The sequence below is a fragment of the Streptomyces sp. NPDC040405 genome (genome assembly GCF_055595765.1).
Map to the genome: position 1 here is coordinate 1,134,122 of NZ_JBVIVI010000001.1, position 14,049 is coordinate 1,148,170.

A 14,049-nucleotide genomic window follows, 5' to 3' on the forward strand; every position below is an offset into this window, starting at 1 on the left:
CTCCTTGGGGCTGACGTGTGGTGTTCTGCTGCCTCGCACTGATGCTTCGCAGCGGATCGCGCCCGGTAAAGAAAGACACAGACGCGCAGCTTGCATAGTAACCGCAAGCATGACGCGGCCCACAACGCGATCTTGACGCCTGTGGATGGTCGGGGTGGCCGGATTCGAACCGACGACCTTCCGCTCCCAAAGCGGACGCGCTACCAAGCTGCGCCACACCCCGTCGGTGCGACACGTAGGGTACATGGCCGCGGACGCCCCGGCTGCCCGTTATTCCACCGGCGGGCAAGGGTGTGCGGGAGAGGGCCCGGACCCGCTACGATGCTTTCCGTACCGCGATCCGGGTGATCACACCCGGGCGATGCGCGGCACGTGCGGGCGTAGCTCAATGGTAGAGCCCCAGTCTTCCAAACTGGCTACGCGGGTTCGATTCCCGTCGCCCGCTCCATGACGTACGACGGCCCGGCCCCGGGATCCCCAGGGTCGGGCCGTCGGCGTATTCGAGCGTGGCTCCAGTTCAGTGGCTCCAGTTCAAGCGCGGCTCCAGTTCAAGCCTGGCTCCAGGCGCGACTCAGAGGTTGATGTCGCCGATGGAGCTGGCGACCGAGTCGAGGAAGTCCTGGATGTTCGGCGCCAGATCGGATGAGGCCAGCAGAAAGCCGAAGAGGGCGGCGACGAGCGCAGGCCCCGGTTTCGTCTTCCCGGCGCGGATCATCAGTACGAGGATGATCCCCACCAGCACCACCAATGACAGGGAAATGACCACAGCTGATCACGCTTCCTCGGTCGCTCATGTCTTCACCCGGCCCCGGAAGCACGCGACCTCGCACACCCCCGCTGCAGCCATCGTGCCATCAACTACGGCCCCACAGCAGCAGGGTGAGGTGATCACCTGTGTCGGCGCACACCACACCCACCGTCTTGGTACCCCGTCAGAAATGCCTTACACAGCAGGACACGGGTGACGCTCCCCACAATTCCGTGGATCAATTTTCGACCTGATCGCATAACCCGGAAGGGAATTCCGATTTCCATGAATCAGACATTCCACCAGAGACACCTGAGGGGCATATGCACCATTTAAGGTGGATGAAACCCGACAGAACGGACAGTCAAGTTCCTCATATCGAACAACCGGATCGCTATGTCGACTTGATAACGGTCGGCTATCGGCCGGAGTGTGAACCGTATTACTGGGGAAGACCAGGGCGAGGTTTTACGCAATAGAGGTTTCGGCGCTATCGTGCCTCAGATGTTCCACGCTGCCATCTCTCCCCCACGCGCAGTGCGGTCCCGGGTGCTCTCCCCCAGCTCCTGGTGGGAGGGCCTGTGACCAACTCCCTGCGCCCGCACGGTTCCCAGCGGTCCCCGCTCCCCCCGGTCCGGGAAGCCGAGGCCGGGTCGTCCCCCACACCGCAGCGCGAAGAATCAGGGCGTCAGGCGACTGCGCCCGCCGCCAGTGCCCCTGCCGGGCAGAAGCCGAAGCAGCGCGACGCGTTCTTCGACAACGCGAAGTACCTCGCGATCGTGCTGGTCGCGATGGCCCACTCGTGGGAGCCGCTCACCGATACGAGCCGCACCGCGGAAGCCCTGTACATGACCGTGTACACCTTCCACATGCCGGCCTTCATCATCATCTCCGGCTTCTTCTCCCGCAGCTTCGACATGCGGCCCGACCGGCTCCGGCGGCTCATCACCGGTGTCGCGGTGCCGTACGTGCTGTTCGAGGTCGCGTACAGCTTCTTCAAGCGCTGGGCCGACGACGACCCGGGCCACCCGATCAGCCTGCTCGACCCCTGGTACCTGACCTGGTTCCTGGTCGCGCTGTTCGTGTGGCGGCTGACGACGCCGATCTGGAAGCTGGTGCGCTGGCCGGTCCCGCTCGCGCTGGCGATCGCCACCCTGGCGTCCGTCTCGCCCGACATCGGCGACGACCTCGACCTCCAGCGGGTCCTTCAGTTCCTGCCGTTCTTCGTCATCGGCCTGTGCATGAAGCCCGAGCACTTCCAGCGCATGCGCGGCCCCAAGATGCGGATGGCATCGGTGCCGATCTTCGCGGGCGCCCTGCTGTTCGCCTACTGGGCGGCGCCCCGGATGAACTCGGCCTGGTTCTACCACCGCGACAGCGTCCAGGAGCTCCACGCCCCGGCGTGGACCGGCCCCGTGATGACCCTGGCCATGTTCGGCTGCTCGATGGTCCTCACCGCGTGCTTCTTCGCCTGGGTGCCGCGGCGCCACATGTGGTTCACGGTGCTGGGCGCCGGAACGCTGTACGGCTACCTGCTGCACGGCTTCCTCGCCAAGGGCTCGCGCTTCTGGGGCTGGTTCGACATCGCCTGGCTGCACAAGCCGCTGGGTGAGATCACCGTCACCATCGTCGCGGCCAGCGTGATCACCGTGCTGTGCACCCCGCCGGTGCAGCGCGCCTTCCGCTTCGCGATGGAGCCGAAGATGGCGTGGGCGTTCCGCAAGGACCCCGCCGAGCAGGCCCGTCACCGCACCGCCGCCTGACGGCTCGAAGAGAGCGCCCGAAAGGGGCCGGGACCGCATGGTCCCGGCCCCTTTCCCGTTTTCCCGTTGGCGGTCCGCTTGGCGGTCCCCTTGGCGTCCACCCGCTCACCCCCGTCCCGGCGGCTCCCGGCGCAGCACCGCCCGGGCGGGCAGGGCGGTCGCCGCGAGCCCGAGCGCCACGGCCGCGCCCGCGAACCCGGCGTAGGTCAGCGGCGGGAGGTACGGGCTCTCGCCGGTCATCCCGCGCACCATCGGTACGAGCGTGGCCAGGGCGATCGCCGTGCCCAGCGCGACACCGGCCGTGGCCACCAGCAGCGCCTCCCAGCGCACCATCCCCAGCACCTGCCGCCGGGTCGAGCCGATCAGCCGCAGGGTGCCCAGCTCCCGGCGGCGGTCGAGGACCGTCATCACCAGGGTGTTGACGGCGGCGACCGCGGCGAAGCCGCCGAGCACCGCGGCCATGGTGGTGTTGGACCAGGCGTTGAGCGCGCGGTTCCGGTCGTCGGCGGCCGCGTAGCCGTCGGGGCCGGTGACCTGCTCGCCGAGCCGCTTCCCGAGCGCCGCCGCGACGGCCTCGCGGTTCGCGCCCGCGTCGTCCCGTACCAGTACATCGGCGTCGAAGGCCGACGTGACGTGGGCCGCCAGGGCCGCGCGGGGCAGGGTGATCCGGGCGATGCCCAGGCCCCGGCCGTACGTCGCGACGACCTCGGGCGCGGCCCTGGTGCCGTCCGGCAGGCGGAGCCGCAGCCGGTCGCCGACGCGGACGTGCGCGGACTTCGCGAGGTTCGCGTCGACGGCCACCCGGCCCGGCCCCAGGTCCGCCAGGCGGCCGGTGCGGAGGTCCAGGTCCTGTACGGCCGCCAGCGCACGGCCCGTCCCGGAGACGCCCTGGGCCGTCTCGCCCTGCAGTGCGGAGCCCATCGTGACGAGCACCCCCGTGCGCAGCACGCCCACCGCCGCCGCCACGCCCGGTACGGAGGCGGCGCGGTCGGCCGTGTCGGCGGGGAGGCCGCCGGGTGCGGACACGACCTGGTCGGCGACGATTCCGGCGTGCCGCTGCCCGGCCATCGCGTGGTCCTCGCTGGTGTGGACGAACACGAGCGTCGAGGAGAACGCCATGGCCAGCACGATCGGTGTGATCGCCGAGGCCAGTCGGCGGGCGTTGGCCAGGCTGTTGGCCGACGCCAGGACGGCCGGGGCCGCGCCCGCGCGCAGCGGCAGCCCGATCAGCCAGGCGCACAGCCGGGCGACCAGCGGGCCGAGCAGGGCCACGGCCAGCATGAAGAGCATCACGATCCCCAGCGCGGTGTTGGCCGCGTCCTCGCCGGAGGTCGACGCGGCGATCCCGGCGAGCACAATGCCGCCGACCAGCGCCGCCACGCCCAGCAGGGTCCGGATCACCCCGAGGTGCGGCCGCTCGACGGCCGCCTCGCCGAGCGCCTGGCCGGGCCTGATCCGCGCCGGGCGGCGGGCGGCCAGCAGGCCCGCGAGGAGCGAGGTGACCAGCCCCGCGCCGACGGCGGTGACCAGCGGGATCCACGAGACCGCGAGCTCCACGGGGGCGGGGATCGCGCCCTTGTCCTTCAGCTGTCCGAACCACCACCCCGCGAGGGCGATGCCGGGCAGACAGCCGAGCGCGCCCGCGAGCGGGGCGACGAGCAGCGCCTCGGCCGCGAGGGAGCGGCGGATCTGGCGCGGGGTGGCGCCGATCGCGCGCAGCAGGGCGACCTCGCGGGCGCGCTGGCCGACGGACAGGGCGACCGTACCGGCGGCGGTGAAGACGGCGACGGCGGTGGCGATCCCGCCGAAGGAGCCGCCGAGGGCGACGAGCAGCTCCCGCGCGCCCGCGAGCGAGACGTCCTCGGCCGCGCCGCGCCCGCCCCCGGTGTGGACCCCCGCCTCGTTCCCGTACGCGTCCTTCAGGCGTGCGGCCAGACGGTCCGGGGTGGTGCCGGGGGCGGGCCGGACGAAGATGGCGTCGACCGTACGGGGGTGGCCGGACAGGGCCCGGGCGCGGGTGTCGGTGAACCAGGCCGTGGGGGCGGCGCCGCCACGGGCGATGCCGGACACCCGGAAGGCGTGCCGACCGTCCGGGGCGCTCACCGTGACGCGCCCGCCCACGCCGATGCCCGCCGCGCGGGCGGCGCCCTCGTCGAGCACGACGTCGCCCGCCCGGGGCGGGGTGCCGGTGGCGAGCGTCACGCCGGTGAAGGCCGCCGCGCCCCAGCCATGGCCGGTCAGCGCGCCCTCCGGGGCGCCGACGATGCCCAGCGGGAAGGTCGTGTCGGGCGCGGCGGCGGCCGCCCCGGGGGTGCGGGCGGCGGCGGTGACGAGCGCGGCGTCGAGCCGGGCCCGGTCGGGGACCGGCTCGGACTCGTCCTCCCGCTCCTCGCCGTGGCCGACGATGTGGTGGGCGCGCTGGTCGGCGGCGACGACGACCGGGGCGCTCGCGTAGCGCTCGGGCGGTACGGAGGCCCGTATGCCGGTTTCCAGAAGGATGCCGCAGGCGGACACGATCATCGCGGTCATCATCAGGGCGACGAAGGTGCCCGCGAAGGCGGCGGGCTTGAAGCGGACGGAGGCGCGGGCCAGCCCGTTGGTGAGCGCCCTCACCGGACGGCGGCGAGGGCGGCGGGGGCCGCGGGAGCGGCGGCGGGGGTGCGGGCGGTGAGCCGGGTCATCCGGTCGGCGATCTCGTGCGCCGGGGCGCGGGTGAGCCGGTCCGCTACGCGCCCGTCCGCGAGGAAGAGCACCCGGTCGGCGTAGCTCGCGGCGACCGGGTCGTGCGTGACCATCACCACGGTCGCGCCGAGCGCGTCCACCGCGTGCCGCAGCAGCCCGAGCACTTCGGCGGCGGTGACGGTGTCCAGGGCGCCCGTCGGCTCGTCGGCGAAGACGACGTCCGGGCTGGTGACGAGGGCGCGGGCGATGGCCACACGCTGCTGCTGGCCCCCGGACAGCTGTCCCGGGCGGCGCCGGGCGTGCTCGTGCAGCCCGACCCGGGCCAGCACCTCGCGGGCCCGCTCGCGGTCGGGGCGGGCACCGGCGAGCCGCATCGGGAGCAGCACGTTCTGCTCGACGGTGAGGGAGGGCAGCAGGTTGAAGGACTGGAAGACGAAGCCGAGGCGGCTGCGGCGCAGCGTGGTGAGCTTGTTCTCGCTCATTCCGGTGATCTCGGTGCCGCCGAGCGTGACGGACCCGGCGGTCGGCCGGTCGAGCCCGGCGGCACACTGCAGGAATGTCGACTTACCGGAGCCCGAGGGGCCCATGACGGCGGTGAAGCTGCCGTGCGGGAGGGCGAGGTCGATGCCGCGGAGCGCGTGCACGGCGTTGCCGCCGCGGCCGTAGCGGCGCTGGACGCCATGGAGTTCGATGGCGTGGGTGGCAGGGGCGGGGTGCGGTGCCGGGGGCCCCGCTGTCGTACGCCGCTTGCGCAGCCGCATGGTGGTGGCCCTTCTCCGGAGTTCGCCCGATGTCCTACGACGTCCTACGAACGTAGGGATCGGGGGTGTCCCGGGGCCATGGCGGTCACCGCCGTATCGGGGTGGGGTTAACCCCCGGTAAGCGGGCCCGGCAAGCCGGTACGGACGACGACGGCCCGGTACGACGGTCCTACTGGCGGCAGATCAGCAGGAGCGCCCGGTCGTCGTTGACGTCCTTCGCCACCGTCTCGATCAGATGCCAGGCCGCGCCCTGGAAGCCGGAGGCGACATAGCGGTCGGCCTCGCCCGTCAGGTGGTCGATGCCCTCGCTGATGTCGCGGTCGGCGGTCTCGACGAGGCCATCGGTGAACAGCATCAGAACGTCCCCGGGGCGCAGGGTGCCCTTGGTGGGGTCGAACTGGGCACCGTCGTAGACGCCCAGCAGCGGGCCGTCGGCGGACTTCTCCTCCCATTTGCCGGTGCCCGCGCTGAGCTGGAGCGCGGGCAGATGACCGGCCGAGAAGAGTTCGAAGTCGCCGCTGTCGAGGTCGAGTACCAGGTGGACGGAGGTCGCGAAGCCCTCTTCCCAGTCCTGGCGCAGGAGATAGCCGTTGGCGGCCGGGAGGAAGCCGTGCGGGGGCAGCGAGCCGAGCAGGCCGCCGAAGGCGCCGGAGAGCAGGAGGGCGCGGGAGGCGGCGTCCATGCCCTTGCCGGAGACGTCGGTGAGGACGACTTCGAGGGTGCGGCCGCCGTTGCCGGTGCGGGCGGCGACCACGAAGTCGCCGGAGAAGGACTGGCCACCGGCCGGGCGCAGCGCCATCTCGCGGTGCCAGCCGCGCGGCAGGGCGGGCAGCTTGCTCTGGACGCGGATGCGTTCGCGCAGGTCGAAGAGCATGGTGCCGCCGCGCCGCCAGGGCACGCCGACCCGGCTGCGGAACTGGGCGATCAGCAGCCCGGAGAAGCCGACGGCGGCGACCACGAGGATGGTGCCGGGGGTGACCCGGGCGGAGGTGTCCTCCTCGGTGTACGGGCCGAGGACGGCGGACTCCACGATGAGGGCGGAGGCGGCGGCCGCGTACAGGGCGAGCAGGCTGGCGGGGCGCAGCAGCAGGCCGCCCGCGACGATCGGCAGGACGAGGGCGGAGGGGGCGCACCAGTCGGGGGTGGCGATGGTGCCGCCGGCGATGGCGGGGACGGCGAGGAGCAGCAGGGCGAGGGCGAGCCGGTCGGAGCCCTCGCCGCGGAAGTAGTCGACTCCGGCTTTACGCACGCCTGTGCGAGCCCGGTGCAGAGCTTTGCGCATCCGGGCCATCGGAGTGTCCGCGCCGCCAGTCATTGCATCGGGACCCTACCCACCCGTTCGGACGCGCGTCGATTCGTGGCGCGTTGAACCACCCAGCCAGGGGGGCAATCGTAAGCGATATTCGTTCGCGTGTACGGGAAACCGCTGCTAGGGATGGGGATATGACCACAGAGCTGAAGGTGCTCGATCCGACCGTTTGGGATGATTGGTACGGAAAGGTGCTCCTCGCCTTCGGCGGTGTGCCCGAAGCACCGGAGGAATCCGCGCTCTGGCGGGAGTTGACCGAATGCGAGCGCTCCATCGGCGCCTGGGACGGCGAGGACGTCGTCGGCACGGCGTCGCTCGCCAGCTTCCGGCTGTCGGTGCCGGGCGGGGCGCTCGTCCCCGCGGCCGGTCTCACCATGGTCAGCGTGCAGGCCACCCATCGGCGCCGCGGCGTGCTGCGGGCCATGATGCGGCGCCAGTTGGACGACATCCGCGCGGCGGGCGAGCCGCTGGCGATCCTGACCGCCTCCGAACCGGACATCTATGGACGGTTCGGATACGGCGCGGCCACCCAGAGCGCGCACGCCGAGATCGACACCGCCCGGGTGCGGCTGACCGTCCCGGAGGGCACCGACGGCGTACGGCTGCGGGCCGTGGCGCCGGACTCCGCCGTGGAGACGTGTGAGGCGGTCTACGCGCGGCTCCTGGCCACCCGGCCGGGCAGGCTGGAGCGGCGGCCGGGCTGGGAGCGGGTTCCGCTGCTCGACCCGCCGGGCGACCGCGAGGGGGCGTCCCCGCTGCGCTGTGTGCTGGCCGAGTCGGGCGGCGAGGTCAGCGGGTACGCGCGCTTCGCGGTCAAGCCGGACTGGGATCTGGCCGGGCCGAAGGGGGTGGTCGTGCTGCGCGATCTGGAGGCCCTCGATCCGGCGTCCGGCGCGGCGCTGTGGCGCTTCCTCTTCGACCTCGACCTGACCTCGGTGATCCGTACGAACACCCGCCCGGTCGACGATCCCTGGACGCAGCTGGTCTCCGACATCCGGCGGTGCGGGGTGCGGCTGCGGGACGCGCTGTATCTGCGACCGGTGGACGTCGGCGCGGCGCTGGCGGCACGTACGTACACCGCCCCGGTGGATGTGGTGTTCGAGGTCTCGGACCCGTTCTGCCCCTGGAACGAGGGGCGTTGGCGGCTCTCCGGCGACACCGCGGGCGCCTCTTGCGAGCGCACCGGCCGGGCGCCCGATCTCCGGTTGGGCGTACGGGAGTTGGGCGCGGCCTACCTGGGCGGGGTCTCGCTGGCCGCGCTGGCGGGCGCGGGCCGGGTCCGGGAGGTGCGGCAGGGCGCGCTGGCGGAGGCGGCGGCCGCGTTCCTCTCCCCGGTCGCGCCCTGGCTTCCGCTCCACTTCTGACGGCTGACGGCTGCCGAGGGGCTGAACACCCCTGACGGGCTGCCAGGGGTCTCTGACGGCCTGCCAGGGGCCTCTGGCGGTCTGCCAGGAGCCTCTGGCGGTCGCTCTAGGTCCGCTGGCAGGCGGGGCACCAGAACAGATTGCGGGCGGCGAGACCGGCGGTGCGGATCTCGCCGTCGCAGACGAGGCAGGGCTGCCCGGCCCGGCGGTAGACGTAGACCTCGCCGCCGTGGTCGTCCACGCGCGGCGGACGGCCCATGGCCTCGGGGGTGTGCTCGGGGCGGACCGTGTCGATCCGGTTGTTCCGTACGCCCTCGCGCATCAGCTCCGCGAGATCGGACCAGATCGCGTCCCATTCGGCGCGGGCCAGCCCGCGGCCCGGGCGGTACGGGTCGATACCGTGCCGGAACAGGACCTCGGCGCGGTAGACGTTGCCGACACCCGAGACCACCTTCTGGTCCATCAGCAGCGCGGCCACGCTGACCCGGCTGCGGGAGATCCGGGCCCAGGCGGCGTCGCCGTCATCGGGGCGCAGCGGATCGGGGCCGAGGCGGTCGTGGATCGCCTGCTTCTCGGGCTCGGTGATCAGCGCGCAGGCGGTCGGCCCGCGCAGATCCGCGTACCCCCCGGGGCCCGCCAGCCGCAGCCGTACGGTCTCGGTGGGCGGCGGCACGGGGGCCGGGCCGAAGGTGTACTTGCCGAAGAGCCCGAGGTGGACATGGACCCAGCCGGTGGCCGCGAAGTCCAGGAAGAGGTGCTTGCCGTGCGCCTCGGCGTGCTCGAGCACCTGCCCGTCCACGAGGGCGGCCCCGTCGGCGAACTTGCCCTGGGGACTGGTGGCACGGACAGGCCGGCCGCCGAACCGGTCGAGGTGGTCGGCGGCCAGTCGGTGGATCGTGTGCCCTTCGGGCATCAGTCGCCGGCGGGGTGATGGGCCGGGACGGGCGGCAGTTCGCCGGTGGTCTCGTAGTCGGCGAGCATGGCGATGCGGCGGGTGTGCCGCTCCTCGCCCGAGTACGGGGTGGCCAGGAAGATCTCGACGAACTTGGTCGCCTCTTCCCGGGTGTGCATGCGCCCGCCGACGCTGATCACGTTGGCGTCATTGTGCTCGCGCGCGAGGGCGGCGGTCTGCTCGCTCCAGGCCAGTGCGGCGCGCACTCCCTCGACCTTGTTCGCCGCGATCTGCTCGCCGTTGCCGGAGCCGCCGATCACGATGCCGAGGCTGTCGGCGTCGGCGGCGGTCCGCTCGGCGGCACGCAGGCAGAACGGCGGGTAGTCGTCCTGGGCGTCGTAGATGTGCGGCCCGCAGTCGACGGGGTCATGACCGCCCGCCCGGAGCCACTCCACGAGGTGGTTCTTCAGTTCGTAACCGGCATGATCGGAGCCGAGGTACACGCGCATGCCCCGAGTGTGGCATGGCCGTGTCTTTCCCGCCGAGGCGGGTAGGCGCCCGTTATTGCTATGCAACACCAAGGAACCTCATGAAAACCTCAAGTAACGATTTGAAATCAAAGGTTCACCTGCTGGTTCTCCTGAGATTCACTGGCGTCGCTCGTAACCCGGAAGCAAAGGATCGAGCCATATGAGCGCGCAACCAGCGACTTCCCCCGACGGCCTCAAGCCCGGGCTCAAAAATCGCCACCTGTCCATGATCGCGATCGGCGGGGTGATCGGCGCCGGGCTGTTCGTCGGCTCCAGCGCCGGTATCGCCAAGGCCGGGCCGGGCATCCTCGTCTCCTACGCACTCGTCGGCATCATGGTCGTCCTCGTGATGCGCATGCTGGGCGAGATGGCCGCCGCGAACCCGACCTCCGGTTCCTTCTCCGCCTACGCCGACCGGGCGCTCGGCCGCTGGGCCGGTTTCTCGATCGGCTGGCTCTACTGGTTCTTCTGGGTCGTGGTGCTGGCGGTCGAGGCGACCGCCGGTGCCAAGATCCTGGAGGGGTGGTGGCCCGCCGTACCGCAGTGGGGCTGGGCATTGATCGTGATGCTCGTTCTCACCGCCGCCAACCTGGCCTCGGTCTCCTCCTACGGTGAATTCGAATTCTGGTTCGCCGGAATCAAGGTCGTCGCGATCGCCGCCTTCATCGTCATCGGCGGGCTCGCGGTCTTCGGCCTGCTGCCCGGCTCCGAGAACGAGGGCGCGGGGCTGCACCATCTGACCGACCACAGCGGCTTCCTGCCCAACGGTCCGGGCGCGATCCTCACCGGCGTGCTGCTGGTCGTCTTCTCCTTCATGGGCAGCGAGATCGTCACCCTGGCCGCCGGTGAGTCCGAGGACCCCCAGCGGGCCGTCTCCAAGGCCACCAACAGCGTGATCTGGCGGATCGCGGTCTTCTACCTGGGCTCGATCTTCGTCGTGGTCACCCTGCTGCCCTGGGACTCCAAGGCGATCACCAAGGACGGCAGCTACGTCGCCGCACTGGAATCGATCGGCATTCCGCACGCCGGTCAGGTCATGAACGTCATCGTGCTGACCGCCGTGCTCTCCTGTCTCAACTCCGGCCTCTACACCGCCTCCCGGATGGCCTTCTCGCTCGGGCAGCGCGGTGACGCCCCGGCCGCCTTCGCGAAGGTGAACCCGCGCGGTGTGCCGCAGGCCGCGATCCTCGGCTCGGTCGTCTTCGGCTTCGTCGCGGTCTGGTTCAACTACCAGTGGCCGGACACGGTCTTCGAGTTCCTGCTGAACTCCTCGGGCGCGGTCGCGCTCTTCGTCTGGCTGGTGATCTGCTTCACCCAGCTGCGGATGCGCGGCATCATCCTGCGCGAGAACCCGGACAAGCTCGTCGTCCGGATGTGGGGCTTCCCGTATCTGACCTGGGCGACCATCGGGATGATCTCGTTCGTGCTGGTCTACATGCTCACCGACGACGACGGACGCGAGCAGGTGCTGCTGTCCGCCCTGGCGGCGGCGCTCGTGGTGGGCATCGCGCTGGTACGGGACCGGGTCGCCGGGCCCAAGCCGGTCGCCCCGGCCGACAGCCGCTCCAAGGACTCCGTGGGCTCGTAACCCTCGGCCATCGGACATCGGACATCGGACATGGGACGGGCGGGCTGGAGAACCAGCCCGCCCGACGCATATCCAGGAGGCGCGTGTCCCAGTGGTGTACGGCTCAGCCGCGGCGGCCCACCAGCTTCCAGGCGGTCGGCAGCGCGCCCATCGCCAGCGCCGCCTTCAGCGCGTCCCCGATCAGGAACGGGGTCAGACCGGCGGCTACCGCCTGGCCGAGGGAGATGTCCGTGGCCAGCGCCAGGTACGGGACGCCGATCGCGTAGATGATCGCGGAGCCGACCGCCATGGTGCCCACGGTGCGCAGCGCTCCCCGGTCACCCCCGCGCCGCGCCAGTGCGCCCACCACGGTCGCGGCGAGCAGCATGCCCAGCACATAGCCGAAGGACGGCATGGTGGCGCCGGAGTCGCCCTCGGCGAACCAGGGCATGCCCGCCATCCCGGCCAGCGCGTACAGCGCGAGCGACAGGAAGCCGCGGCGGGCCCCGAGCGAGGTGCCCACCAGCAGCGCGGCGAACGTCTGGCCGGTCACCGGCACCGGCGAGCCGGGGACGGGCACCGAGATCTGCGCGGCGAGACCGGTGAGCACGGCGCCGCCCACGACGAGCGCGGCGTCCCGGGCGAGAACACGCCGGGCGGGGAAGACCGCGTCGGCGAGGACCGTCCCGGTCGAGGCGGCGGCAGAAACAGTGCTCATCAGCGGAACTCCGAGGTCAGGAGGGGGTGGACTACGCGACGGTAACCCGGCGTGGAGGCGCCGCACACCGTCGGATGACCACAAAGGCCGGGCCCCGGGCTTGGCGGCTTCGGCAGATTGGTACGCAGATTGGCGCGATACGGAGCGTGACCATCATGTCCGATATCCAGAAAAGTTTGACATCAATGTTGTCCTGATCGGACGCACACCCCACACTGGGGGCGTTTTGCATCCGCCCGCCCCTCACACAAGGGACAGAGACCAGCCATGAACCCGACACCTGCGTCCTCAGCGCCGCAGAGCGGCACCAAGGCGACCGACGCGGGCGGGGACGCCTCGCGGCCGCTCTCGCACGGCCTCAAACAGCGCCATCTGTCGATGATCGCCCTCGGCGGGGTCATCGGCGCCGGGCTGTTCGTCGGCTCCGGTGCCGGAATCGCCGCCGCAGGGCCGTCGATCATCCTCGCCTACGCGCTCTCCGGGCTGCTCGTGATGCTCGTGATGCGGATGCTCGGCGAGATGTCGGCGGCCAACCCGGCCTCCGGTTCGTTCTCCGTGCACGCCGAGCGCTCGATCGGGCCATGGGCCGGATTCACCGTCGGCTGGATGTTCTGGGTGCTGCTGTGCGTGGGCATAGCCGCCGAGGCGATCGGCGCCGCCGGGATCATGGTCCACTGGTTCCCGGGCACCGACTCCTGGATGTGGGTCGCCCTCTTCATGGCGATGTTCTGCGGCACGAACCTGGCGGCCGTCAGCAACTTCGGCGAGTTCGAGTTCTGGTTCGCCGCGCTGAAGATCGCCGCGATCTCGATCTTCCTCATCCTGGGCGTCCTCGCCATCATCGGCGTCCTGCCCGGCACCGACGCCCCCGGCGGCAGCAACCTCACCGGCGAGGGGGGGTTCATGCCCAACGGCGCGAACGGCCTCGTCGTCGGCCTGCTGGCCTCCGTCTTCGCCTACGGCGGCCTGGAGACGGTGACGATCGCGGCGGCCGAGTCCGAGAACCCGGTCAAGAGCGTCGCCGGAGCCGTGCGCACCGCGATGTGGCGCATCGCCCTCTTCTACGTCGGCTCGATGATCGTCGTCGTCACGCTCATCCCGTGGAACGACGCCGCGGTCGTCAAGGACGGCCCGTACGTGGCGGTGCTCAACCACCTCGACATCCCGGCGGCGGGCAACATCATGAACGTCATCGTGCTGATCGCCCTGCTCTCCGCGATGAACGCCAACATCTACGGCGCCTCCCGCATGTCCTACTCCCTGATCGTCCGCGGCGAGGGCCCCGCCGTCCTCGGCCGCGTCTTCGGCGGCGTCCCCCGCCTCACCGTGCTCGCCTCGTCCTTCTTCGGCTTCGTCGCGGTGCTGCTCAGCTACTGGTGGCCGGACACCATCTTCAAGTGGCTCCTCAACATGGTCGGCGCCGCGGTGCTGGTGGTCTGGGGCTTCATCGCCGTCTCGCAGCTGGTGATGCGCCGCCGCCTGGAGCGCGAGGCCCCCGAGAAGCTGGTCGTCAAGATGTGGCTCTTCCCGTACCTCACCTACGTCGCCCTGGCCGCCACCCTCGCCGTCCTCCTCCTGATGCTCCGCGAGGACGACACGAGCACGCAGCTGTACTTCACGCTCGGCATGACGGTCGTACTCGCCGCCATCGGCTACGCCCGTCAGAAGGCAGTGTCGGCGCGACGCTGATCTCTCTTCTCCTCCGCTTCCGAGGC

Annotated in this window: 11 protein-coding genes and 2 tRNA genes; 5 read left to right on the forward strand and 8 right to left on the reverse strand. The window is 71.3% G+C overall.

The window, feature by feature from the left end; genetic code table 11:
- Positions 1 to 146: 146 nt before the first annotated feature.
- A tRNA-Pro gene (locus ACZ59A_RS05055) sits at positions 147 to 223 on the reverse strand.
- A 151-nt stretch (positions 224 to 374) separates the two neighbouring features.
- Between ACZ59A_RS05055 and ACZ59A_RS05060 the strand changes: the two genes are divergently transcribed.
- Positions 375 to 448, forward strand: a tRNA-Gly gene (locus ACZ59A_RS05060).
- A gap of 123 nt (positions 449 to 571) precedes the next feature.
- On the opposite strand, the gene ACZ59A_RS05065 is transcribed toward ACZ59A_RS05060, so the two are convergent.
- Complete coding sequence (locus ACZ59A_RS05065; RefSeq protein WP_470953606.1) at positions 572 to 766, reverse strand: hypothetical protein; 195 nt, start codon at positions 764 to 766, stop codon at positions 572 to 574.
- Positions 767 to 1,329: 563 nt separating this feature from the next.
- On the opposite strand from ACZ59A_RS05065, the gene ACZ59A_RS05070 reads away from it, so the two are divergent.
- Positions 1,330 to 2,511 carry an acyltransferase family protein gene (locus ACZ59A_RS05070; RefSeq protein WP_470953608.1) on the forward strand — a complete coding sequence of 394 codons (1,182 nt, stop codon included), beginning with the start codon at positions 1,330 to 1,332 and terminating at the stop codon, positions 2,509 to 2,511.
- 105 nt (positions 2,512 to 2,616) lie between these two features.
- Here ACZ59A_RS05070 and ACZ59A_RS05075 read toward each other — a convergent pair whose 3' ends face one another.
- The 3 genes from ACZ59A_RS05075 to ACZ59A_RS05085 all read right to left on the reverse strand — a co-directional run bounded on the left by ACZ59A_RS05075 (position 2,617) and on the right by ACZ59A_RS05085 (position 7,269).
- Complete coding sequence (locus ACZ59A_RS05075; protein WP_470953611.1) at positions 2,617 to 5,124, reverse strand: ABC transporter permease; 2,508 nt, start codon at positions 5,122 to 5,124, stop codon at positions 2,617 to 2,619.
- On the reverse strand, positions 5,121 to 5,954 hold the full coding sequence (locus ACZ59A_RS05080) for an ABC transporter ATP-binding protein (RefSeq protein WP_470953614.1): 834 nt from the start codon (positions 5,952 to 5,954) through the stop codon (positions 5,121 to 5,123). Before ACZ59A_RS05080 ends, ACZ59A_RS05075 begins: the two co-directional genes overlap by 4 nt.
- Positions 5,955 to 6,123: 169 nt before the next feature.
- The gene (locus ACZ59A_RS05085) at positions 6,124 to 7,269 is read right to left on the reverse strand and encodes a SpoIIE family protein phosphatase (RefSeq protein ID WP_470953615.1); all 1,146 of its coding nucleotides are present in this window, start codon (positions 7,267 to 7,269) and stop codon (positions 6,124 to 6,126) included.
- Positions 7,270 to 7,397: 128 nt separating this feature from the next.
- Here ACZ59A_RS05085 and ACZ59A_RS05090 point away from each other — a divergent pair, with 128 nt between their 5' ends.
- Positions 7,398 to 8,627: a GNAT family N-acetyltransferase gene (locus ACZ59A_RS05090; RefSeq protein WP_470953618.1), complete on the forward strand. Its 1,230-nt coding sequence runs from the start codon at positions 7,398 to 7,400 to the stop codon at positions 8,625 to 8,627.
- Positions 8,628 to 8,733: 106 nt separating this feature from the next.
- On the opposite strand, the gene ACZ59A_RS05095 is transcribed toward ACZ59A_RS05090, so the two are convergent.
- On the reverse strand, positions 8,734 to 9,540 hold the full coding sequence (locus ACZ59A_RS05095; protein WP_470953620.1) for an Fpg/Nei family DNA glycosylase: 807 nt from the start codon (positions 9,538 to 9,540) through the stop codon (positions 8,734 to 8,736).
- Positions 9,540 to 10,028: a ribose-5-phosphate isomerase gene (locus ACZ59A_RS05100; protein ID WP_470953623.1), complete on the reverse strand. Its 489-nt coding sequence runs from the start codon at positions 10,026 to 10,028 to the stop codon at positions 9,540 to 9,542. Before ACZ59A_RS05100 ends, ACZ59A_RS05095 begins: the two co-directional genes overlap by 1 nt.
- A 181-nt stretch (positions 10,029 to 10,209) precedes the next feature.
- Between ACZ59A_RS05100 and ACZ59A_RS05105 the strand changes: the two genes are divergently transcribed.
- Positions 10,210 to 11,637, forward strand: a complete 1,428-nt coding sequence (locus ACZ59A_RS05105; protein ID WP_470953626.1) for an amino acid permease — start codon at positions 10,210 to 10,212, stop codon at positions 11,635 to 11,637.
- A 103-nt stretch (positions 11,638 to 11,740) separates the two neighbouring features.
- Here ACZ59A_RS05105 and ACZ59A_RS05110 read toward each other — a convergent pair whose 3' ends face one another.
- A complete protein-coding gene (locus tag ACZ59A_RS05110; protein ID WP_470953629.1) occupies positions 11,741 to 12,334 on the reverse strand; it encodes a biotin transporter BioY in 594 nt (197 codons plus the stop codon).
- Positions 12,335 to 12,601: 267 nt separating this feature from the next.
- Between ACZ59A_RS05110 and ACZ59A_RS05115 the strand changes: the two genes are divergently transcribed.
- Positions 12,602 to 14,023 (forward strand): amino acid permease, encoded by a 1,422-nt coding sequence (locus tag ACZ59A_RS05115; RefSeq protein ID WP_470953632.1) that lies wholly within the window; start codon positions 12,602 to 12,604, stop codon positions 14,021 to 14,023.
- The last annotated feature ends 26 nt before the right edge of the window (positions 14,024 to 14,049 follow it).